A 13,966-nucleotide genomic window follows, 5' to 3' on the forward strand; every position below is an offset into this window, starting at 1 on the left:
CCGCATCCGGTCGCCGGGGCGGCATGCCGGTAATGTGAAGCCGCCCCGGCCGCCGCCCCCCTCATCTCCCTCTGGAGGTCCCTGCCCGATGGCCCAGTCGGTGGGTATCAAGGACGTCGCCCGCGTCGCCGGAGTCTCCGTCGGCACGGTCTCGAACGTGATCAACCGCCCGGACACGGTCGCGACCGAGACCCGGGCCCGCGTGCTGTCCGCGATAGACCGGCTCGGCTACGTCCGCAGCGAGTCCGCACGTCAGCTGCGCGCGGGCCGCAGCCGCATCATGGGGCTGCTCGTCCTCGACATGGGCAACCCCTTCTTCGTCGACGTGGCGCGCGGCGCCGAGCGCGCCGCCCGCCGGGCCGGACTCGGCGTGATGGTCTGCAACAGCGCCCAGAACCCGGGCGAGGAGGCCGAGTACCTGTCGCTCTTCGCCGAGCAGCGGGTACGCGGTGTGCTGCTCACGCCCGCCGACGCGACCGGCCGCAACATCGAGGCGTTCCGTCGGCACGGCATCCCGTTCGTCCTGGTCGACCGGGTCGCCGAGGGCACCACGGAGTGCTCGGTCTCCGTCGACGACGTGGCGGGCGGCGCCCTTGCCGTACGCCACCTCGTCGACGCCGGGCACCGCTCCCTCGCCTACGTCAGCGGCCCGCCCGGCCTGAACCAGGTCCGCGACCGGCGTACCGGCGCCCTCGAAGCGCTCGCCGAGGCCGGGCTCGGCCCCGACGCGCTGCGCGAGCTGCCCACCGAGCGGCTGGACGTCGCCGCCGGCCGTGACGCCGGGGCCCGGCTGCTCGGCCTCGCCGACCGGCCCACCGCCGTGTTCTGCGCCAACGACCTGCTCGCCCTCGGCGTCCTGCAGGCCATGTACGCGGCCGGTGTCGGCGTCCCCGACGACCTCGCGATCGTCGGGTACGACGACATCGAGTTCGCCGCCGCCGCTGCCGTCCCGCTGACCTCCGTGCGGCAGCCCGCCGTCACCATGGGCGCCATGGCCGCCGACCTGCTCCTGGAGGAGACGGAGGTGGAGGGCGCGGCGCGAGCGCACGAGCACCGGAGGGTGGTCCTCCAGCCCGAGCTGGTGGTCCGCCGCTCCAGCCTGTCCGCCCGCTGAGCCTGAACGACCGTTCAGCAAGGTTTCATGATCGAAGGGCTCACCCGCGGACGATTGCTGTGATGAACTGGGACGCGGTCCGAAAGTCCGTCCGTCCCGGGAGCCCTGTTGACCGTCAGCTACCGCCAGCCCGGAGTCGTCCTCACCGACCGCCGTTTCACCGTCCCCCTCGACCACGACCGCCCCGAGGGCGAGACGATCGAGCTGTACGCCCGCGAGGTCGTCGCGAGCGACAAGACATCCCAGGACCTCCTCCCGTGGCTGCTCTACCTCCAGGGCGGTCCCGGCTTCGGCGCGGACCGGTCCGTCGGCCGGCCGGGCTGGCTCGGCAGGGCCCTGAAGGAGTACCGCGTCCTGCTCCTCGACCAGCGCGGCACCGGCCACAGCACACCCGCCAACCGCCAGTCGCTCCCGTTGCGCGGCGGCCCGGCCGAGCAGGCCGACTACCTCACGCACTTCCGCGCCGACTCGATCGTCCGCGACTGCGAGGCCATCCGCGCGGAGCTCACCGGCGGCAAGCCCTGGACCGTCCTCGGCCAGAGCTTCGGCGGCTTCTGCGCGGTCAGCTACCTCTCCCTCGCCCCCGAGGGCCTGGCCACCGCCGTCATCACCGGCGGGCTACCCGCCCTCGACGCCCACGCCGACGACGTCTACCGGGCCGCATTCCCGCGCATCGAACGCAAGGTCACCGCCCACTACGCCCGCTACCCGCAGGACGCCGAGCGCGCCCGCCGCATCGCCGACCACCTGCTGACGCACGACGTGGTCCTGCCGAACGGCTACCGGCTCACCGTCGAGGCCTTCCAGTCCCTCGGCATCGCCCTCGGCACCGGCGACGGCACCCACCGCCTGCACTACCTCCTCGAGAACGCCTTCGTCCGCACCCCGCAAGGCTTCACGCTCTCCGACGCGTTCCAGGAGCAGGTGCAGGCCATGCTGTCCTACGCCCGCCACCCCCTGTACGCGCTCATCCACGAGTCGATCTACGGTCAGGACGCCCGTCCCACGGCCTGGTCGGCCGAGCGGGTCCGCGCCGAGTTCCCGCGGTTCGACGCCGCCAAGGCCCTCGCCGGTGACGAGCCTCTGCTGTTCACCGGAGAATCGATTCACCCCTGGATGTTCGACTGCGACCCGGCCCTGCGGCCGCTGCGCGAGACCGCCGACCTGCTCGCCGCCCGCACCGACTGGACGCCCCTGTACGACCCGGCCCGCCTCGCCGCCAACACGGTGCCGGTCGTGGCGGCCGTCTACCACGACGACATGTACGTCGACACGGCCCACTCCCTGCGCACCGCCCGCACGATCCGGGGCCTGCGCACCTGGATCACGGACGAGTTCGAGCACGACGGCATCCGCACCGGCGGCCCCCGCGTCCTCGACCGGCTGCTGGCGCTCGTGCGGGGCGAGGCGTGATGCCGTGCCGTACGCCGGGTGATGCCGGCGGCGCGGATTAGTCTGCGGACATGACGATCACTCAACTGCAGCCCATGCCCGGCGACTGGCGGCGTGCCCTCGCGGTCGTGGCACACCCGGACGACCTCGAGTACGGCTGCTCGGCGGCGATCGCGGCCTGGACCGACGAGGGCCGCGAGGTCGCCTACGTGCTCGCGACCCGGGGCGAGGCGGGCATCGACACACTGGACCCCGAGCGGTGCGGACCGCTGCGCGAGCGGGAGCAGCGGGCCAGTGCGGCGGTGGTCGGCGTCTCGGAGGTGGAGTTCCTCGACCACAAGGACGGCGTCATCGAGTACGGCACCGCCCTGCGCCGCGACATCGCCGCCGCGATCCGCAGGCACAAGCCCGAGCTGGTCATCACGCTCAACCACCGCGACACCTGGGGCGGCGTCGCCTGGAACACCCCGGACCACGTGGCCGTCGGCCGGGCCACGCTCGACGCGGCCGGCGACGCCGGCAACCGGTGGATCTTCCCCGAGCTCGTCGAACACGGCCTCGACCCCTGGGACGGCGTGCGGTGGGTCGCCGTCGCGGGTTCCAGCACGCCCACGCACGCGGTCGACGCGACGCCCGGGCTGGAGAGGGCGGTGCGCTCCCTGCTGGAACACCGCACGTACATCGAGGTGTTGACCAGTGAGGACCCGGAGACGTACGTGCGCGGCTTCCTGACGGGGCACGCCGAGACGACGGGGGAGCGGTTCGGGGGCAGGCCGGCGGTGGCGTTCGAACTGTTCAGCAGATGACCGGAAGACGATGGGGGAGATCATGACGGGCAGCGAGGAACTGGCCGACCGGTTCGAGGAACACCGCGGTCATCTGAAAGCGGTGGCCTACCGCATGCTCGGATCGCTCTCCGAGGCGGAGGACGCGGTCCAGGAGGCCTGGCTGAAGCTCAGCCGCACCGACGCCGACGACATCCAGAACCTCGGCGGCTGGCTCACCACGGTGACCGGCCGGGTCTGCCTGGACCTGTTGCGCTCGCGCACCGCGCGCCGCGAGGAGCCGATGGGCGACACCCGGGACACCGTGCGGACCTTCGTCCCGGACCCCGTGCTCCGGCCCCTGTCGCAGCTCGACCCGGCGGAGGAGGTGCTCCAGGCCGACTCCGTGGGCCTGGCCCTGCTCGTCGTGCTGGAGAACCTGGCGCCGGACGAGCGGCTCGCGTTCGTGCTGCACGATATGTTCGCCGTGCCGTTCGACGACATCGCGCCGATCGTGGAGCGCAGCCCGGCCGCGACCCGGCAGCTGGCGAGCCGCGCCCGGCGCCGGGTGCGCGGCGCCACCCCGTCGGCCGAGCCGGACCTCGGCCGACAACGGCAGGTGCTCGACGCCTTCCTGGCCGCCTCGCGCGGCGGTGACTTCGAGGCGCTGCTCGGGGTGCTGCACCCGGACGTGGTGCTGCGGGCCGATTCCGGGGCGCTCGTGCGGGGCGCGGCCGCGTCCAAGGTCGTCCAGGGTGCGAAGGCAGTGGCGGAGCAGGCGCTCATGTTCGCCCCGTACACGCAGTCCGCGGAGCTGGTGCTGGTCAACGGCTCGGTCGGGATGGTCGACGTGTCCGGAGGCCGCGTCCTGTCGGTCATGGGCGTCACGATCGCCGACGGCCGGATCACCGGCATGTACATCCTGGCCGACCCCGAGCGGCTGGAGCGCCTGGCGGCGCCCGGGCCGGCGGGGTGACGGACCGACCCGTGAGTTTTCGTTTCGTATGCTGAACGGCATGCGAGATCACCATGCTGAGCAGGCGGAACTGCGAGGCGACTGCGCGCGGTGCTTCGGGCTGTGCTGCGTCGCCCTGCCCTTCGCCGCCTCGGCCGACTTCGCGGTCGACAAGGCCGCCGGCACGCCCTGCCGCAACCTCCAGGAGGACCACCGCTGCGGCATCCACGCCAGGCTCCGGCAGAAAGGGTTCACCGGCTGCACGGTCTACGACTGCTTCGGCGCCGGGCAGCAGGTCTCGCAGATCACCTTCGGCGGGCAGGACTGGCGGACCGGGCCGCCGGAGCGCGCCCGGCGCATGTTCGACGTGTTCCCGGTCGTCCGGCAGCTGCACGAGCTGCTCTGGTACCTGACCGAGGCGCTCGCCCTGCCGGCGGCCCGTCCCGTCCACACCGAGCTGCGCAAGGCGCTGGCGAAGACCGAGGAGCTGACCGGCGGGACCCCCGAGGAGCTCGCCGGGCTGGACGTGGCGGCGCACCGCCAGGAGGTCAACGTCCTGCTGCTGAGGACGAGCGAGCTGGCCAGGGCCGGCACCAAGGGCCGCAAGAAGGACCGCCGGGGTGCGGACCTCATGGGCGCCCGTCTCAAGGGTGCCGACCTGCGCGGTGCCAGCCTCCGCGGCGCCTACCTCATCGCCGCCGACCTGACCGGCGCCGACCTGAGGGGAGCCGACCTGATCGGCGCCGACCTGCGCGACGCGGACCTCACCGACGCCGACCTGACCGGGGCGTTCTTCCTCACCCAGCCGCAGCTGAACGCGGCCCGGGGGAGCGCCGGGACCCGGCTGCCGGGATCAGTCACCCGGCCCGGGCACTGGACAGCGCAGGTCTGAGGCCGGCTCCCGCACCGCCGTGCGGCGCTCCGGGCGCAGCCGCAGGCCCTCCGGCATCAGCGTCAGCCGTTCCGTCACGCGCAGCCGGTAGGCCGGGTCGGCCCGCAGCTCGTAGCGCCGCAGCAGCAGCCCGAGCACCAGCGTGGCCTCGTGCAGCGCGAACTGGCGGCCGATGCACGCCCGCGCGCCCGTCCCGAACGGCTTGAAGGTGTGCGGCGGCCGGGACCGTACGGCGCGGGCGTCGAAGCGGTCGGGGTCGAACCGCTCGGCGTCCGCGCCCCACACCTCGGGGTCCCGGTGCAGCATCGGCGTCAGCACCAGTGCCCACGCCCCGCGCCGCATGGGGTGCTCCCCGGCCAGCACCGTGTCCTGCCGGGCCTCCCGGGAGAACGCGGGCGCGGTGGGCCACAGCCGCAGCGACTCGTCCAGCACCCGGCGGACGTAGCGCAGCCTGGCCACCTGCTCGTAGGCGGGTTCCGCCGTGTCCGCCCACACCCGGTCCACCTCGGCGCGGGCGCGGGCCGCGATCTCGGGGTGGCGGGCGAGGTAGTGCAGGGCGAAGGAGAGCGCGCCGGAGGTCGTCTCGTGGCCGGCGACGAGGAACGTGATGACCTGGCGGCGGACGTTCTGCGGCGCCAGCCGTTCGCCGGTGTCGGGGTGGGCGGTCTCCAGCATGCGGTCGAGCAGGTCCCCGTCGCCGCCGCCGGTGGCGCGCCGGGCCCGGACCAGTTCGTCGACCGTGTGGTTGAGGTGGGCGATGTCGGCCGCGTTGCGGCGGCTCGCGCTCCGCAGCAGCAGGGGAGCCAGCGGGAAGGGCACGGTGTTGAGCCGCTGCGCGTAGGTCAGTGTGCCCACCATCGCGCTCACGAAGGGATGCGGCCTGGAGCGCTCGAACGAACCGAAGTCGTGCCCGAAGCCGGTGCGCGCGATCGTCTCCAGCGTCAGCTTGGTCATGTCGCCGGGCACGTCCACCGCCCGGCCCGTCGCCGCCGCCCGGTCCCAGTGCTCCGTCAGCCGCTGGGCGACGGACAGCATCATCGGGTGGTAGCCGGCCATGGCGTCGCGGCTGAACCCCGGCGCCAGCACGTCGTGGGCCAGCTGCCAGTTCGGCTCGTGGTTGTACGCCGTGAACAGGCCGTCCCCGGCGACCGGCCGCAGATTGGCGACGCCGAGCCCCACGTGCTTGGCGAACCGCGACTCGTCCGCGAGGTCGGCCGCGTGCCGGGCGCCCCACACGAACACGAACTCCTTGCCGAACGCCTTCCGCCGGAAGACCGGCCCCAGTTGGCGGGCGTAGCGCAGCGAGTCCTGCAGCGGGGTGCGCCTGTTCACGCCCACCACGTCACCGAGCAGCGGTACACGGCGCGGCGGGTGCGGAATGCGGTCCAGCTCCGGCCAGCCCAGCTCGGCACTCCGGAACCCCTTGGGCTCCCCGGTCCCTGTCGGCGCCTCCGTCATGACGCGATCTCCCTTGATCCGGCGGCGGGTTCGCACGTGTTGTACGTGGGTTCAATAGCGCGGTTCAGTCTGATCCCGTTGTTGAACCGACGTCAAGTAAAGTGCGGGCATGGCCGCGAACCAGGGCGGGCGCACGCGCCGCCGGCTCAGCACCGAGGAGCGCCGGGAGCAGCTCCTGTCGGTCGGGGCGCGGCTGTTCTCGGAGAGTCCCTACGACGACGTGTGGATCGAGCAGGTCGCCGAGATCGCCGGGGTGTCGCGCGGGCTGCTGTACCACTACTTCCCGACCAAGCGGGACTTCTTCGCGGCGGTCGTCGAGCGCGAGAGCGAGCGCATGCTGCGCATGACGGCGGCGGTGCCCGGCGTCCCGGTCCGCGAGCAACTCGCGGCCGGTCTCGAGACGTTCCTGGAGTACGTCCAGGCGCACGCGCACGGCTACCGTGCCTTCCACCGCGCCGACGCGGCCGGGGACCTGGCGGTGCGGCGGGTCTATCAGCGGGCCCTGGCCGCGCAGGAGCGGCAGATCCTCGCCGCGCTCGCCGCGGACCCCGAATTCGGCCCGGCCTTCGAGGAGCGGCCGGAGGTCCGGCTGGCCGTGCGCGGCTGGCTGGCGTTCACCACGGCCGTCTGCCTGGAGTGGCTGCGCGGCACGGAGTTGGGCCGGGAACAGGTGCGCGAGCTGTGCGCCCGCGCCCTGCTGGGCGTCCTCACGCCCTGAAAGGTCTCGCAAAGATCACGTGACGTGGTTGGCGCGCACCCCGATCTTCGGTAAGTTAGGTGAGGCTTACCTAAGGAGGTCTGGGATGGGTGACGACAGCCACAGCTGGACGGCGGCTCCCGCCGCGGCGGAGCGGGCGCGCTCGGTGCTCGCCGCCGCGTGGTCCTGCTCCGTGACCGCGGAGGGCACACGGGAGGAACTGGTCGGCGCGCACACCGTGGGCGAGGACGGCCGGGTGCTCGTCGACGTGCCCGAGGACAGCGCCCTGCTCGCGGCCGCGATCTGCGCGCCCCGCGGCGAGCCGTCCGCGGTACTGGAGTTCGCCGACGCCGCGCCCGTCCCGGTCCGCAACCGGATCCGCGCCCGGCTGTGGCTCGCCGGCTGGTTCGCCGTCGAGGGGGAGCGGCTCGCCTTCACACCCACGCGCGTCGTGCTGCGGCAGCCGTCCGGCTCCGTGGTCGTGGACCTCGACGAGTTCGCCACCGCCGCGCCCGACCCGCTCACCACGGCCGAGGCCCGGCTGCTGACCCACCTGGCCGACTGCCACGCCGACGCCGTCGAACGGCTCACCCGGCTCGTCGACTCCGACAGCCTGCACGGCGCGGTCCGCGTCCAGCCGCTCGCCGTCGACCGGCACGGACTGACGCTGCGCATCGAACGCGCCCGCACCCACGGCGACGTACGCCTCGCGTTCCACGCGCCCGCCGACGACGTCGCGCAGCTCACCGAGCGCATGCACATCCTGCTCAGCCAGGCCACCGCCGCGGCGTGCCCGCGGGCCCTACAGCGGCAGCGCACAGACGGCGACGGGTGAGGGGAACGATTCGCCTGCACGCCGCAGTTCGCCGTTGGCCTCGTCCACGTGGAAGACGGTGACGGTGGAGGACTTCTGGTTCGCCGCGAAGAGCAGCGTGCCCTCCGGTGAGAAGGCGATCTGCCGGGGGAAGTCCCCGCCCACCGGCACCGTGTCGAGCAGCCTGAGCCGGGCGCCGTCCCCCTCGACGGCGTAGCGGGTGAGGCTGTTGTGGCCGCGGTTGGCGAGATAGGCGTACCGGCCGTTGGACGTCACCAGGATCTGCGCCGGGTAGCTCGTCCCCGAACCCGTGCCCGTGGACTGCGCCTCGCCGACGGTCACCCGGCCGGAGGCCGGGGCGTACGAGCAGACCGCCACCGTGTTGTCGACCTCGTTGGCGAGGTAGGCGTACCGGCCGCCCGGGTGGAACGTGAGATGGCGCGGGCCCGCGCCCGGCCGGGTCTGCGCCTGCGCGACCTCGGTGAGCGTGCCCGCCTTCTCGTCCAGCCGGTACGTGTAGACCGTGTCCGTCCCCAGATCGACGGCGAGGACATGGCCCCCGTCCGGGCTCGTGACGAACTGGTGGGCGTGCGGGCCCTCCTGGCCGGGGCCGGGCGGCGGACCGGAGTGCCGGACGAGGTCGGTGCGCTCGCCGAGGGCGCCCGAGGCGTCGATGGGATGCACGGCCACGCTGCCCGAGCCGTAGTTCGCGCTGAGCAGCCAGCGCCCGCCCGGATGCACCGACAGATGGCAGGGGCCCGCGCCGCCGGTGCTCCGGCTGCCCAGCACCTTCCGGTCGGCCAGTCGCACGGCGGTCACCGCGCCGTCCTCGCGCTCGTCCACCGCGTACAGGGTGCGGCGGTCCGGGTGGATCGCGAGATACGACGGGTTGCCGACGCCGGTGACCGTGCCGGTGCCGGTGATCCGGCCCGTCGCCGCGTCGTACGTGGCCAGGCCGATGCCCTTTCCGCCGCCCTCGACGGACGTGTAGGTGCCGAGGTAGAGCGGGCGGGGCCCGGAGGGGCGCCGGGCCTCGCGCGACGGACTCGCACTCGCCTCGGGCGCCGTGGCCGGACTCGTCGCGGGCGCGGGCGCGTCGTCGCAGGACGGCAGCGCCGCCGCGGCGGCCCCGCCCGCCAGTGCGCCGACGAACCGGCGCCTGCTCCAGCCACCACTGTCCATGTCGCCCCTCAGGTCGTCACTCGTCCCCGTCGTGACAGCCACCTTGGCGTTTCCCGGTGCTCAAGTGCAACAACGACAGCGGGTGTTGCGCGCGACGCGACGCGCCCCGGGGCCGGCTACCAGTCCCCGTCCCCGACCGGCTTGCCCGGTGCGTCCTTGAGCTGCTGTGTCTGCCCGGGCACGGGCGGCTGCCAGGGCTCGTGGTCGTCACCGAGCCAGTCGCCGACCGGCTTCACGGACGCGAGCGTGTCCGTGGGGGCCAGGTCCTGCGCGTCCTCGTCGTAGTAGTCGAACCAGGGCAGGCCCGCGCGGGTGTACGCCGCCCGGTCCACCGGCGACGGTGGTGCGGCCTCGCCGGTGATGCGGCGCCACTCCGGCGGCGTCACCAGGTGCACGAAGACCCGGCCCGCCGCCTGCTCCGACCAGTCCGTCAGCGGCCGGTCGTCCTGGTAGACCTCCTGCCGCATGGAGCCGCCGACGCCCAGGCCCATCGCGGCGGCCGCGCGGGGCGCGCTCGCAGGAGCACCCGCAGCGGCCGGTGCCGGAACTGACCCGGGGGCGGGCGGGGGAGAGCCGGGCGCGGGCGGTGCCGCGAAGGGCATCGGGGCGCCGAAGCCGCCGGACGCGGGCGGGGCCGACAAGGGCATCGCGGCGCCGAAACCGCCTCCCGCGGCGGCGGGAAGACCGCCCGGCATCGCGGCGCCGTAACCACTCGGCGGGGCCATCGACCGCGTCTGCTCCGCCCGCTGCCGCTCCTCCTCACGCCAGCGCGCCAGCTCCCGGTCGTTCAGCGCGAAGGACTGCAGCTGTACGCCGCCCCACACCTCCTCGCCCGTGACCTGCCCCTCGACGGTGGCGCCCAGGCCGAGCGGGACGGCCACGAACTGCCGGACCGTGCCCGTGCCGGAGTTGATGCCGTCCAGCCAGGGCTGGCGGGGAAGCACCACGTAGTTCTGCGGGCCGCGTGCCAGGCGGCCGCTCCAGGGCCGGCCCGAGACCGCGCACACCTTGCCGACGCCGACCTGGAGCGCGGCCGGCTCCGAGGTGCCCGCGAAGCTCAGCCACATCGCCTCGCGCAGATAGACCGGCAGCATCACACCGCCGCGCGCCCGCCACTCCTCGGGAACCCTGTCCCCGTAGTCGGCGACCCGCCGCACCGGGAACTCGCCGAGGCCCGGCGGCAGCGGATGGGTGCCGGTCTCCGGCAGGCGCAGGGTGCGGATGAACCGCACGGCCACCCCGCCCGGCAGCCGCAGTGTGTTCCCGTCGATCCGCACGGTCGTGTCGGCCATCGGCCCGCTCCTCGCGTCAGGTGCCGGCCCCCTGCCGGCGCTCCCTCAGCGAGAACGCCCGTCGAACCCCGCGCGGTTCCGCCACATCTGCTCCGTGACGCCCAGCCGCTCCCGCAGCCGCGTCAACCGCGGCATCCGGGCGCGCTGCTCGCGCGACACGCGGTCCAGTTCCTCGAACAGGCGCCGGGTGCGGTGCTCGGTGTCGAGTTCGTCGAGGATGCGGTCGACCTCCGTCAGGACCGCTCCCGGAAGCTGCCAGTGCCCCGGGTCGCGCTCGGCCTCCTCGCGCAGCAGCAGCGCCAGCTTGTCGCGGGTGCCCGCCGCGGTGCGCAGTTCCGCGGCGAGGCGTTCCTCCGCCGACTCGGCGCTCGCGCTGAGGTGGGTGGTGACCAGTACGGCGAAGCTCACCACGGCGTCGGCGATCTCGGACAGCAGCTGCTCCAGGGCGGCGCCCGTCTCGGCCTCGAACAGCGGCTCGGGTTCGCGCTTCTTCGCGAGGTCGGTGAGGGAACGGGCGAGCACGCGCAGGACGACCGTGCAGATCTCCAGCGTGTCCAGGCCCGTGCGCATCACGACCCGGTGCAGCACGCTGTCCTGCACGCGCGGGTTGAGCCGCAGACTGTCCTCGGCCTGCCGCAGGGCCGCGTCCACCTCGACGATGTCGTGGTCCAGCCGACGCGCCTCGTGCAGCTGCTTCTCCGCGCGGTCCACGGGCGTGCCGCCCGCGGCCTCCTCGCCCATGCGCAGCATCAGCTGCCGCAGCCGGCGCGCCAGACCGTCGATCGACTCGCCCGCCTCCTCCACCCACACCGGCGGAGACAGCAGCAGATTGCAGGCGAGCCCGACGGATGCGCCGATCAGGGTCTCCACCACCCGGGCCCAGGCGGTGTCCCCGACGCTGGTGACGCCGAGGACCAGCATCGCGCTGATCGCTACCTCGGGTACGTACTCCTCCACCCGGACCAGCCGTCCCACGACCAGCGAGGCCACCAGGAGCAGCGCCAGGCTCCACCAGGTCAGGCCCACCAGCAGGCTGAACGCGATGGCGACCAGGACGCCGGTCACCACGGCGTTCACCCGCCGGAAGCCGTTGGTGAGCGTGGCGTACAGCGTCACCTGGACGACCAGCAGCGCCGTCAGGGGAGCGGTGAGGGGCGCCGCCTCCGGGCTCAGCCGCAGCGCGATGACGTACGCGATCGTCGCCGCGGTCGCGGACCGCAGCGTCTGGACGACCACGGGATCACGACGCTTCCTCACGATCCGCTCGGCGTGCGCCGTCCACTCACGTACCTCTCGCATCCTCGGGCTGTTCCCCTTCCCCGGGCGTGTCGAACGCGTCCATGAAGGACGTTAGTGCCGGGGGAAACAGCGGGCGACCGAGGGCGGTCAGGCGTACACCTTGTCGAGGAAGGCGGCCAGGCGCACCGTGGTCCGCTCGATCTGCTCCTCCAGGGTGAGGCTCTCCTCGAACCGGGACCCGGCCTCCGGCGCCTTCTTCCCGCGCAGGTACAGGGAACAGGCGAGGTCGGTGCACATGTAGGCCCCGACGGAGTTGCCCTCGCGCCCGGCCGCCCCCGCCTTCCGCGCGGTCATCAGCGAGACCCCGCCCCGCGGGTGCGTCGTCAGGCACAGCGAACACATGCTGCGGTGCAGGAACCCGCGCTGCGCGGCCTGGAACCGCATCGCCAAGCCGACGAGCCGCCCCGCCCGCTCGGTCACCAGATAGCTCCGGTCCGGCGCCCCGGGATCCCGCCACCCGAGAAAGTCGAGATCGTCCCAGGGCCGCTCGCCGAGGTCCCGGGGCACGGCCAGACGCTTGGCCTCGCCCTTCGAGCAGTTGACAAAGGAGTTGCGGACGTCGGGCTCGGTGAGTGATCTCATGGGAGGGCTCCTGGTCGTCGAGGCAAAACCTAGGGGTCCTAGGTTTCGGGTTCAGGGTAGACATCGGCGACAAGGGGGAGCCAGAGGATTTCCGGGAGGTCGTCTCTTCGCGCGCTCGCGCGGCGCTGCGCCATGTGGCGGTGCGCTCGGCGGGACCCGCCGTCGACCCGCGCCTGCACATCACGCTGAACTTCCATCCGGACCGCATGGCGCGTGATCGGCCGATCCTCACCGCGCCGGCCCGCGACGGCGCCTACCACTCGCAGTTCGTCACCTGCACCGGGAACGGCGGCCTCACCGCCCACCCCGGAGGCGACCGGTGGCGATGGGAGAGCCGGATCTTCGGCGGAGCCTACTGATCGCGTCGGCCGAGGCGGACGAGCAGGACGCCCTGAACGATTACGTCGAGGCCCATGTGCACGGCGGCGTCGACCTCGCCCGGGACGTGGAGGCGCTCGTGCTGGACGCCTGCTACCGCGGCACGCCCGTCGAGGCGGCGGCCCGGTCGCTGCCCTGCGCCGTCGAGTGGCATCCCGGCTACCGGCTCTCCGTGGCCGAGCTGCGGCACCGCGCGTCCTACCGCGGCCCCGAGTGCGCCGAGCTGGGTGCCCGGATCGCACGGGACGGCCTGATCGACCCCCGGGTCATCGGCGATGCCGCCCGCACCCGCCGTTACGAACTGCAGGACCTCAAGATGGTCTGGCACACCCTCGCCCGCTTCGGCGCCCCGGAGGGTGCGGGCACGGCCTACTCGGGGCCCGAGACCTCCGGCGGCCACACCCCGGGGGTCAGCACCCCCAGCGCATAGGCCCGGGCCACCAGCTCCGCGCGGTTGGACGCGCCCCAGCGGGACGACAGCCGGCGCAGGTGGTAGGTCACGCCGTCCGTGGTCAGGGCCGTTTCGCGGGCCGCCCGGGCCGTGGTGGCGCCGGCGGCCACAAGCGCCAGGATGCGGGCCTCCATCGGTGTGACCCGGGCCGGTCCGGCGGGTGCGGCGGGGGAGGGGGCGCGTTCGGCGTCCACCCGGAGCATCACCAGCAGGGCCGGGGTGTCCTCCGCCGAGTCGCTGACCGGATCCGCCGTGAGCTCGCCGGAGCGCTCCACGTCGCCGGGGGCCCGCCAGCGCACCGACACCTGGTAGCGCGAGCGGTGGCGCAGGCGCAGGGCCTCGGCGATGCGCTCCACCTGCATGGCCTCCCGCGGGCTGAACAGGTCCAGCACGTCACGGCCGCGCAGCTGCCCGGGCGTCGTACCGCACTCCGCGGCCATCGCCGGATTGGCCAGCAGCACCGCCCCGTACACGTCGCACACCGCGACCGGCATCGCGACCCGGTCGAACAGGAGCAGGGCGCGGTTGCGCCACGTCACGGCCTCCTGCCGGGCCAGGTCCACGAGCCTCTCCTGCCATGCCGGGCCGCCCTCGCGCAAGAGCGGCGCATCTGCTTGCACTACACAATCATGTAGGGCCACGGCACGGCCTCCCGGGCCCGGTGGATCACGCTGGAGCGCAGTACTTCCGTACCGC

General features: G+C 73.6%; 13 protein-coding genes and 1 pseudogene. 8 read left to right on the top strand and 6 right to left on the bottom strand.

Annotation, left to right across the window (positions count from 1 at the left end; all coding sequences use genetic code 11):
• The first annotated feature begins 88 nt into the window (after positions 1–88).
• The 5 genes from AB0G20_RS25560 (at position 89) to AB0G20_RS25580 (ending at position 5,117) form a co-directional block, all read left to right on the top strand.
• Positions 89–1,114, top strand: coding sequence for a LacI family DNA-binding transcriptional regulator (locus AB0G20_RS25560; protein WP_361306343.1), 1,026 nt, complete (start codon positions 89–91; stop codon positions 1,112–1,114).
• Positions 1,115–1,222: 108 nt separating this feature from the next.
• On the top strand, positions 1,223–2,527 hold the full coding sequence (locus AB0G20_RS25565) for an alpha/beta fold hydrolase (RefSeq protein WP_361306345.1): 1,305 nt from the start codon (positions 1,223–1,225) through the stop codon (positions 2,525–2,527).
• Positions 2,528–2,577: 50 nt separating this feature from the next.
• Positions 2,578–3,312: a PIG-L deacetylase family protein gene (locus AB0G20_RS25570; RefSeq protein ID WP_361306347.1), complete on the top strand. Its 735-nt coding sequence runs from the start codon at positions 2,578–2,580 to the stop codon at positions 3,310–3,312.
• A gap of 22 nt (positions 3,313–3,334) precedes the next feature.
• The gene (gene sigJ / locus AB0G20_RS25575) at positions 3,335–4,246 is read left to right on the top strand and encodes an RNA polymerase sigma factor SigJ (RefSeq protein WP_361306349.1); all 912 of its coding nucleotides are present in this window, start codon (positions 3,335–3,337) and stop codon (positions 4,244–4,246) included.
• Between the two features lie 40 nt (positions 4,247–4,286).
• Positions 4,287–5,117, top strand: a complete 831-nt coding sequence (locus tag AB0G20_RS25580) for a pentapeptide repeat-containing protein (RefSeq protein ID WP_361306351.1) — start codon at positions 4,287–4,289, stop codon at positions 5,115–5,117.
• Here the strand turns inward: AB0G20_RS25580 and AB0G20_RS25585 are convergent.
• Positions 5,079–6,575, bottom strand: coding sequence for a cytochrome P450 (locus AB0G20_RS25585; RefSeq protein WP_361306353.1), 1,497 nt, complete (start codon positions 6,573–6,575; stop codon positions 5,079–5,081). The genes AB0G20_RS25580 and AB0G20_RS25585 overlap by 39 nt on opposite strands.
• A gap of 109 nt (positions 6,576–6,684) precedes the next feature.
• Here AB0G20_RS25585 and AB0G20_RS25590 point away from each other — a divergent pair, with 109 nt between their 5' ends.
• Complete coding sequence (locus tag AB0G20_RS25590) at positions 6,685–7,293, top strand: TetR/AcrR family transcriptional regulator (RefSeq protein ID WP_361306355.1); 609 nt, start codon at positions 6,685–6,687, stop codon at positions 7,291–7,293.
• Positions 7,294–7,378: 85 nt separating this feature from the next.
• A complete protein-coding gene (locus AB0G20_RS25595) occupies positions 7,379–8,107 on the top strand; it encodes a DUF2470 domain-containing protein (RefSeq protein ID WP_361306357.1) in 729 nt (242 codons plus the stop codon).
• Here AB0G20_RS25595 and AB0G20_RS25600 read toward each other — a convergent pair.
• The 4 genes from AB0G20_RS25600 to AB0G20_RS25615 all read right to left on the bottom strand — a co-directional run bounded on the left by AB0G20_RS25600 (position 8,075) and on the right by AB0G20_RS25615 (position 12,441).
• Positions 8,075–9,268, bottom strand: coding sequence for a lactonase family protein (locus AB0G20_RS25600; protein WP_361306534.1), 1,194 nt, complete (start codon positions 9,266–9,268; stop codon positions 8,075–8,077). The genes AB0G20_RS25595 and AB0G20_RS25600 overlap by 33 nt on opposite strands.
• Positions 9,269–9,384: 116 nt before the next feature.
• Positions 9,385–10,560 (bottom strand): hypothetical protein, encoded by a 1,176-nt coding sequence (locus AB0G20_RS25605; protein ID WP_361306359.1) that lies wholly within the window; start codon positions 10,558–10,560, stop codon positions 9,385–9,387.
• A 45-nt stretch (positions 10,561–10,605) separates the two neighbouring features.
• Positions 10,606–11,859, bottom strand: coding sequence for an FUSC family protein (locus tag AB0G20_RS25610; protein WP_361306361.1), 1,254 nt, complete (start codon positions 11,857–11,859; stop codon positions 10,606–10,608).
• Between the two features lie 87 nt (positions 11,860–11,946).
• Complete coding sequence (locus AB0G20_RS25615) at positions 11,947–12,441, bottom strand: FBP domain-containing protein (RefSeq protein WP_361306363.1); 495 nt, start codon at positions 12,439–12,441, stop codon at positions 11,947–11,949.
• Positions 12,442–12,575: 134 nt separating this feature from the next.
• On the opposite strand from AB0G20_RS25615, the pseudogene AB0G20_RS25620 reads away from it, so the two are divergent.
• Positions 12,576–13,249, top strand: a pseudogene (locus AB0G20_RS25620) (DUF3626 domain-containing protein).
• On the opposite strand, the gene AB0G20_RS25625 reads toward AB0G20_RS25620, so the two are convergent.
• Positions 13,189–13,833 (bottom strand): PAS domain S-box protein, encoded by a 645-nt coding sequence (locus tag AB0G20_RS25625; RefSeq protein WP_361306536.1) that lies wholly within the window; start codon positions 13,831–13,833, stop codon positions 13,189–13,191. The pseudogene AB0G20_RS25620 and the gene AB0G20_RS25625 sit on opposite strands and share 61 nt — an antisense overlap.
• Between the last annotated feature and the right edge of the window lie 133 nt (positions 13,834–13,966).

Origin of the sequence: Streptomyces sp. NPDC024017 (assembly GCF_040638895.1) — a bacterium.
Taxonomy (GTDB): Bacteria; Actinomycetota; Actinomycetes; order Streptomycetales; family Streptomycetaceae; genus Streptomyces.

Bases quoted from the DNA above. Each gene is read 5' to 3' on its own strand.
- AB0G20_RS25560 (WP_361306343.1), top strand. From the start codon at position 89: ATGGCCCAGTCGGTGGGTATCAAGGACGTCGCCCGCGTCGCCGGAGTC.
- AB0G20_RS25570 (WP_361306347.1), top strand. From the start codon at position 2,578: ATGACGATCACTCAACTGCAGCCCATGCCCGGCGACTGGCGGCGTGCC.
- sigJ (WP_361306349.1), top strand. From the start codon at position 3,335: ATGACGGGCAGCGAGGAACTGGCCGACCGGTTCGAGGAACACCGCGGT.
- AB0G20_RS25580 (WP_361306351.1), top strand. From the start codon at position 4,287: ATGCGAGATCACCATGCTGAGCAGGCGGAACTGCGAGGCGACTGCGCG.
- AB0G20_RS25585 (WP_361306353.1), bottom strand. From the start codon at position 6,575: ATGACGGAGGCGCCGACAGGGACCGGGGAGCCCAAGGGGTTCCGGAGT.
- AB0G20_RS25590 (WP_361306355.1), top strand. From the start codon at position 6,685: ATGGCCGCGAACCAGGGCGGGCGCACGCGCCGCCGGCTCAGCACCGAG.
- AB0G20_RS25595 (WP_361306357.1), top strand. From the start codon at position 7,379: ATGGGTGACGACAGCCACAGCTGGACGGCGGCTCCCGCCGCGGCGGAG.
- AB0G20_RS25600 (WP_361306534.1), bottom strand. From the start codon at position 9,268: ATGGACAGTGGTGGCTGGAGCAGGCGCCGGTTCGTCGGCGCACTGGCG.
- AB0G20_RS25605 (WP_361306359.1), bottom strand. From the start codon at position 10,560: ATGGCCGACACGACCGTGCGGATCGACGGGAACACACTGCGGCTGCCG.
- AB0G20_RS25610 (WP_361306361.1), bottom strand. From the start codon at position 11,859: ATGCGAGAGGTACGTGAGTGGACGGCGCACGCCGAGCGGATCGTGAGG.
- AB0G20_RS25615 (WP_361306363.1), bottom strand. From the start codon at position 12,441: ATGAGATCACTCACCGAGCCCGACGTCCGCAACTCCTTTGTCAACTGC.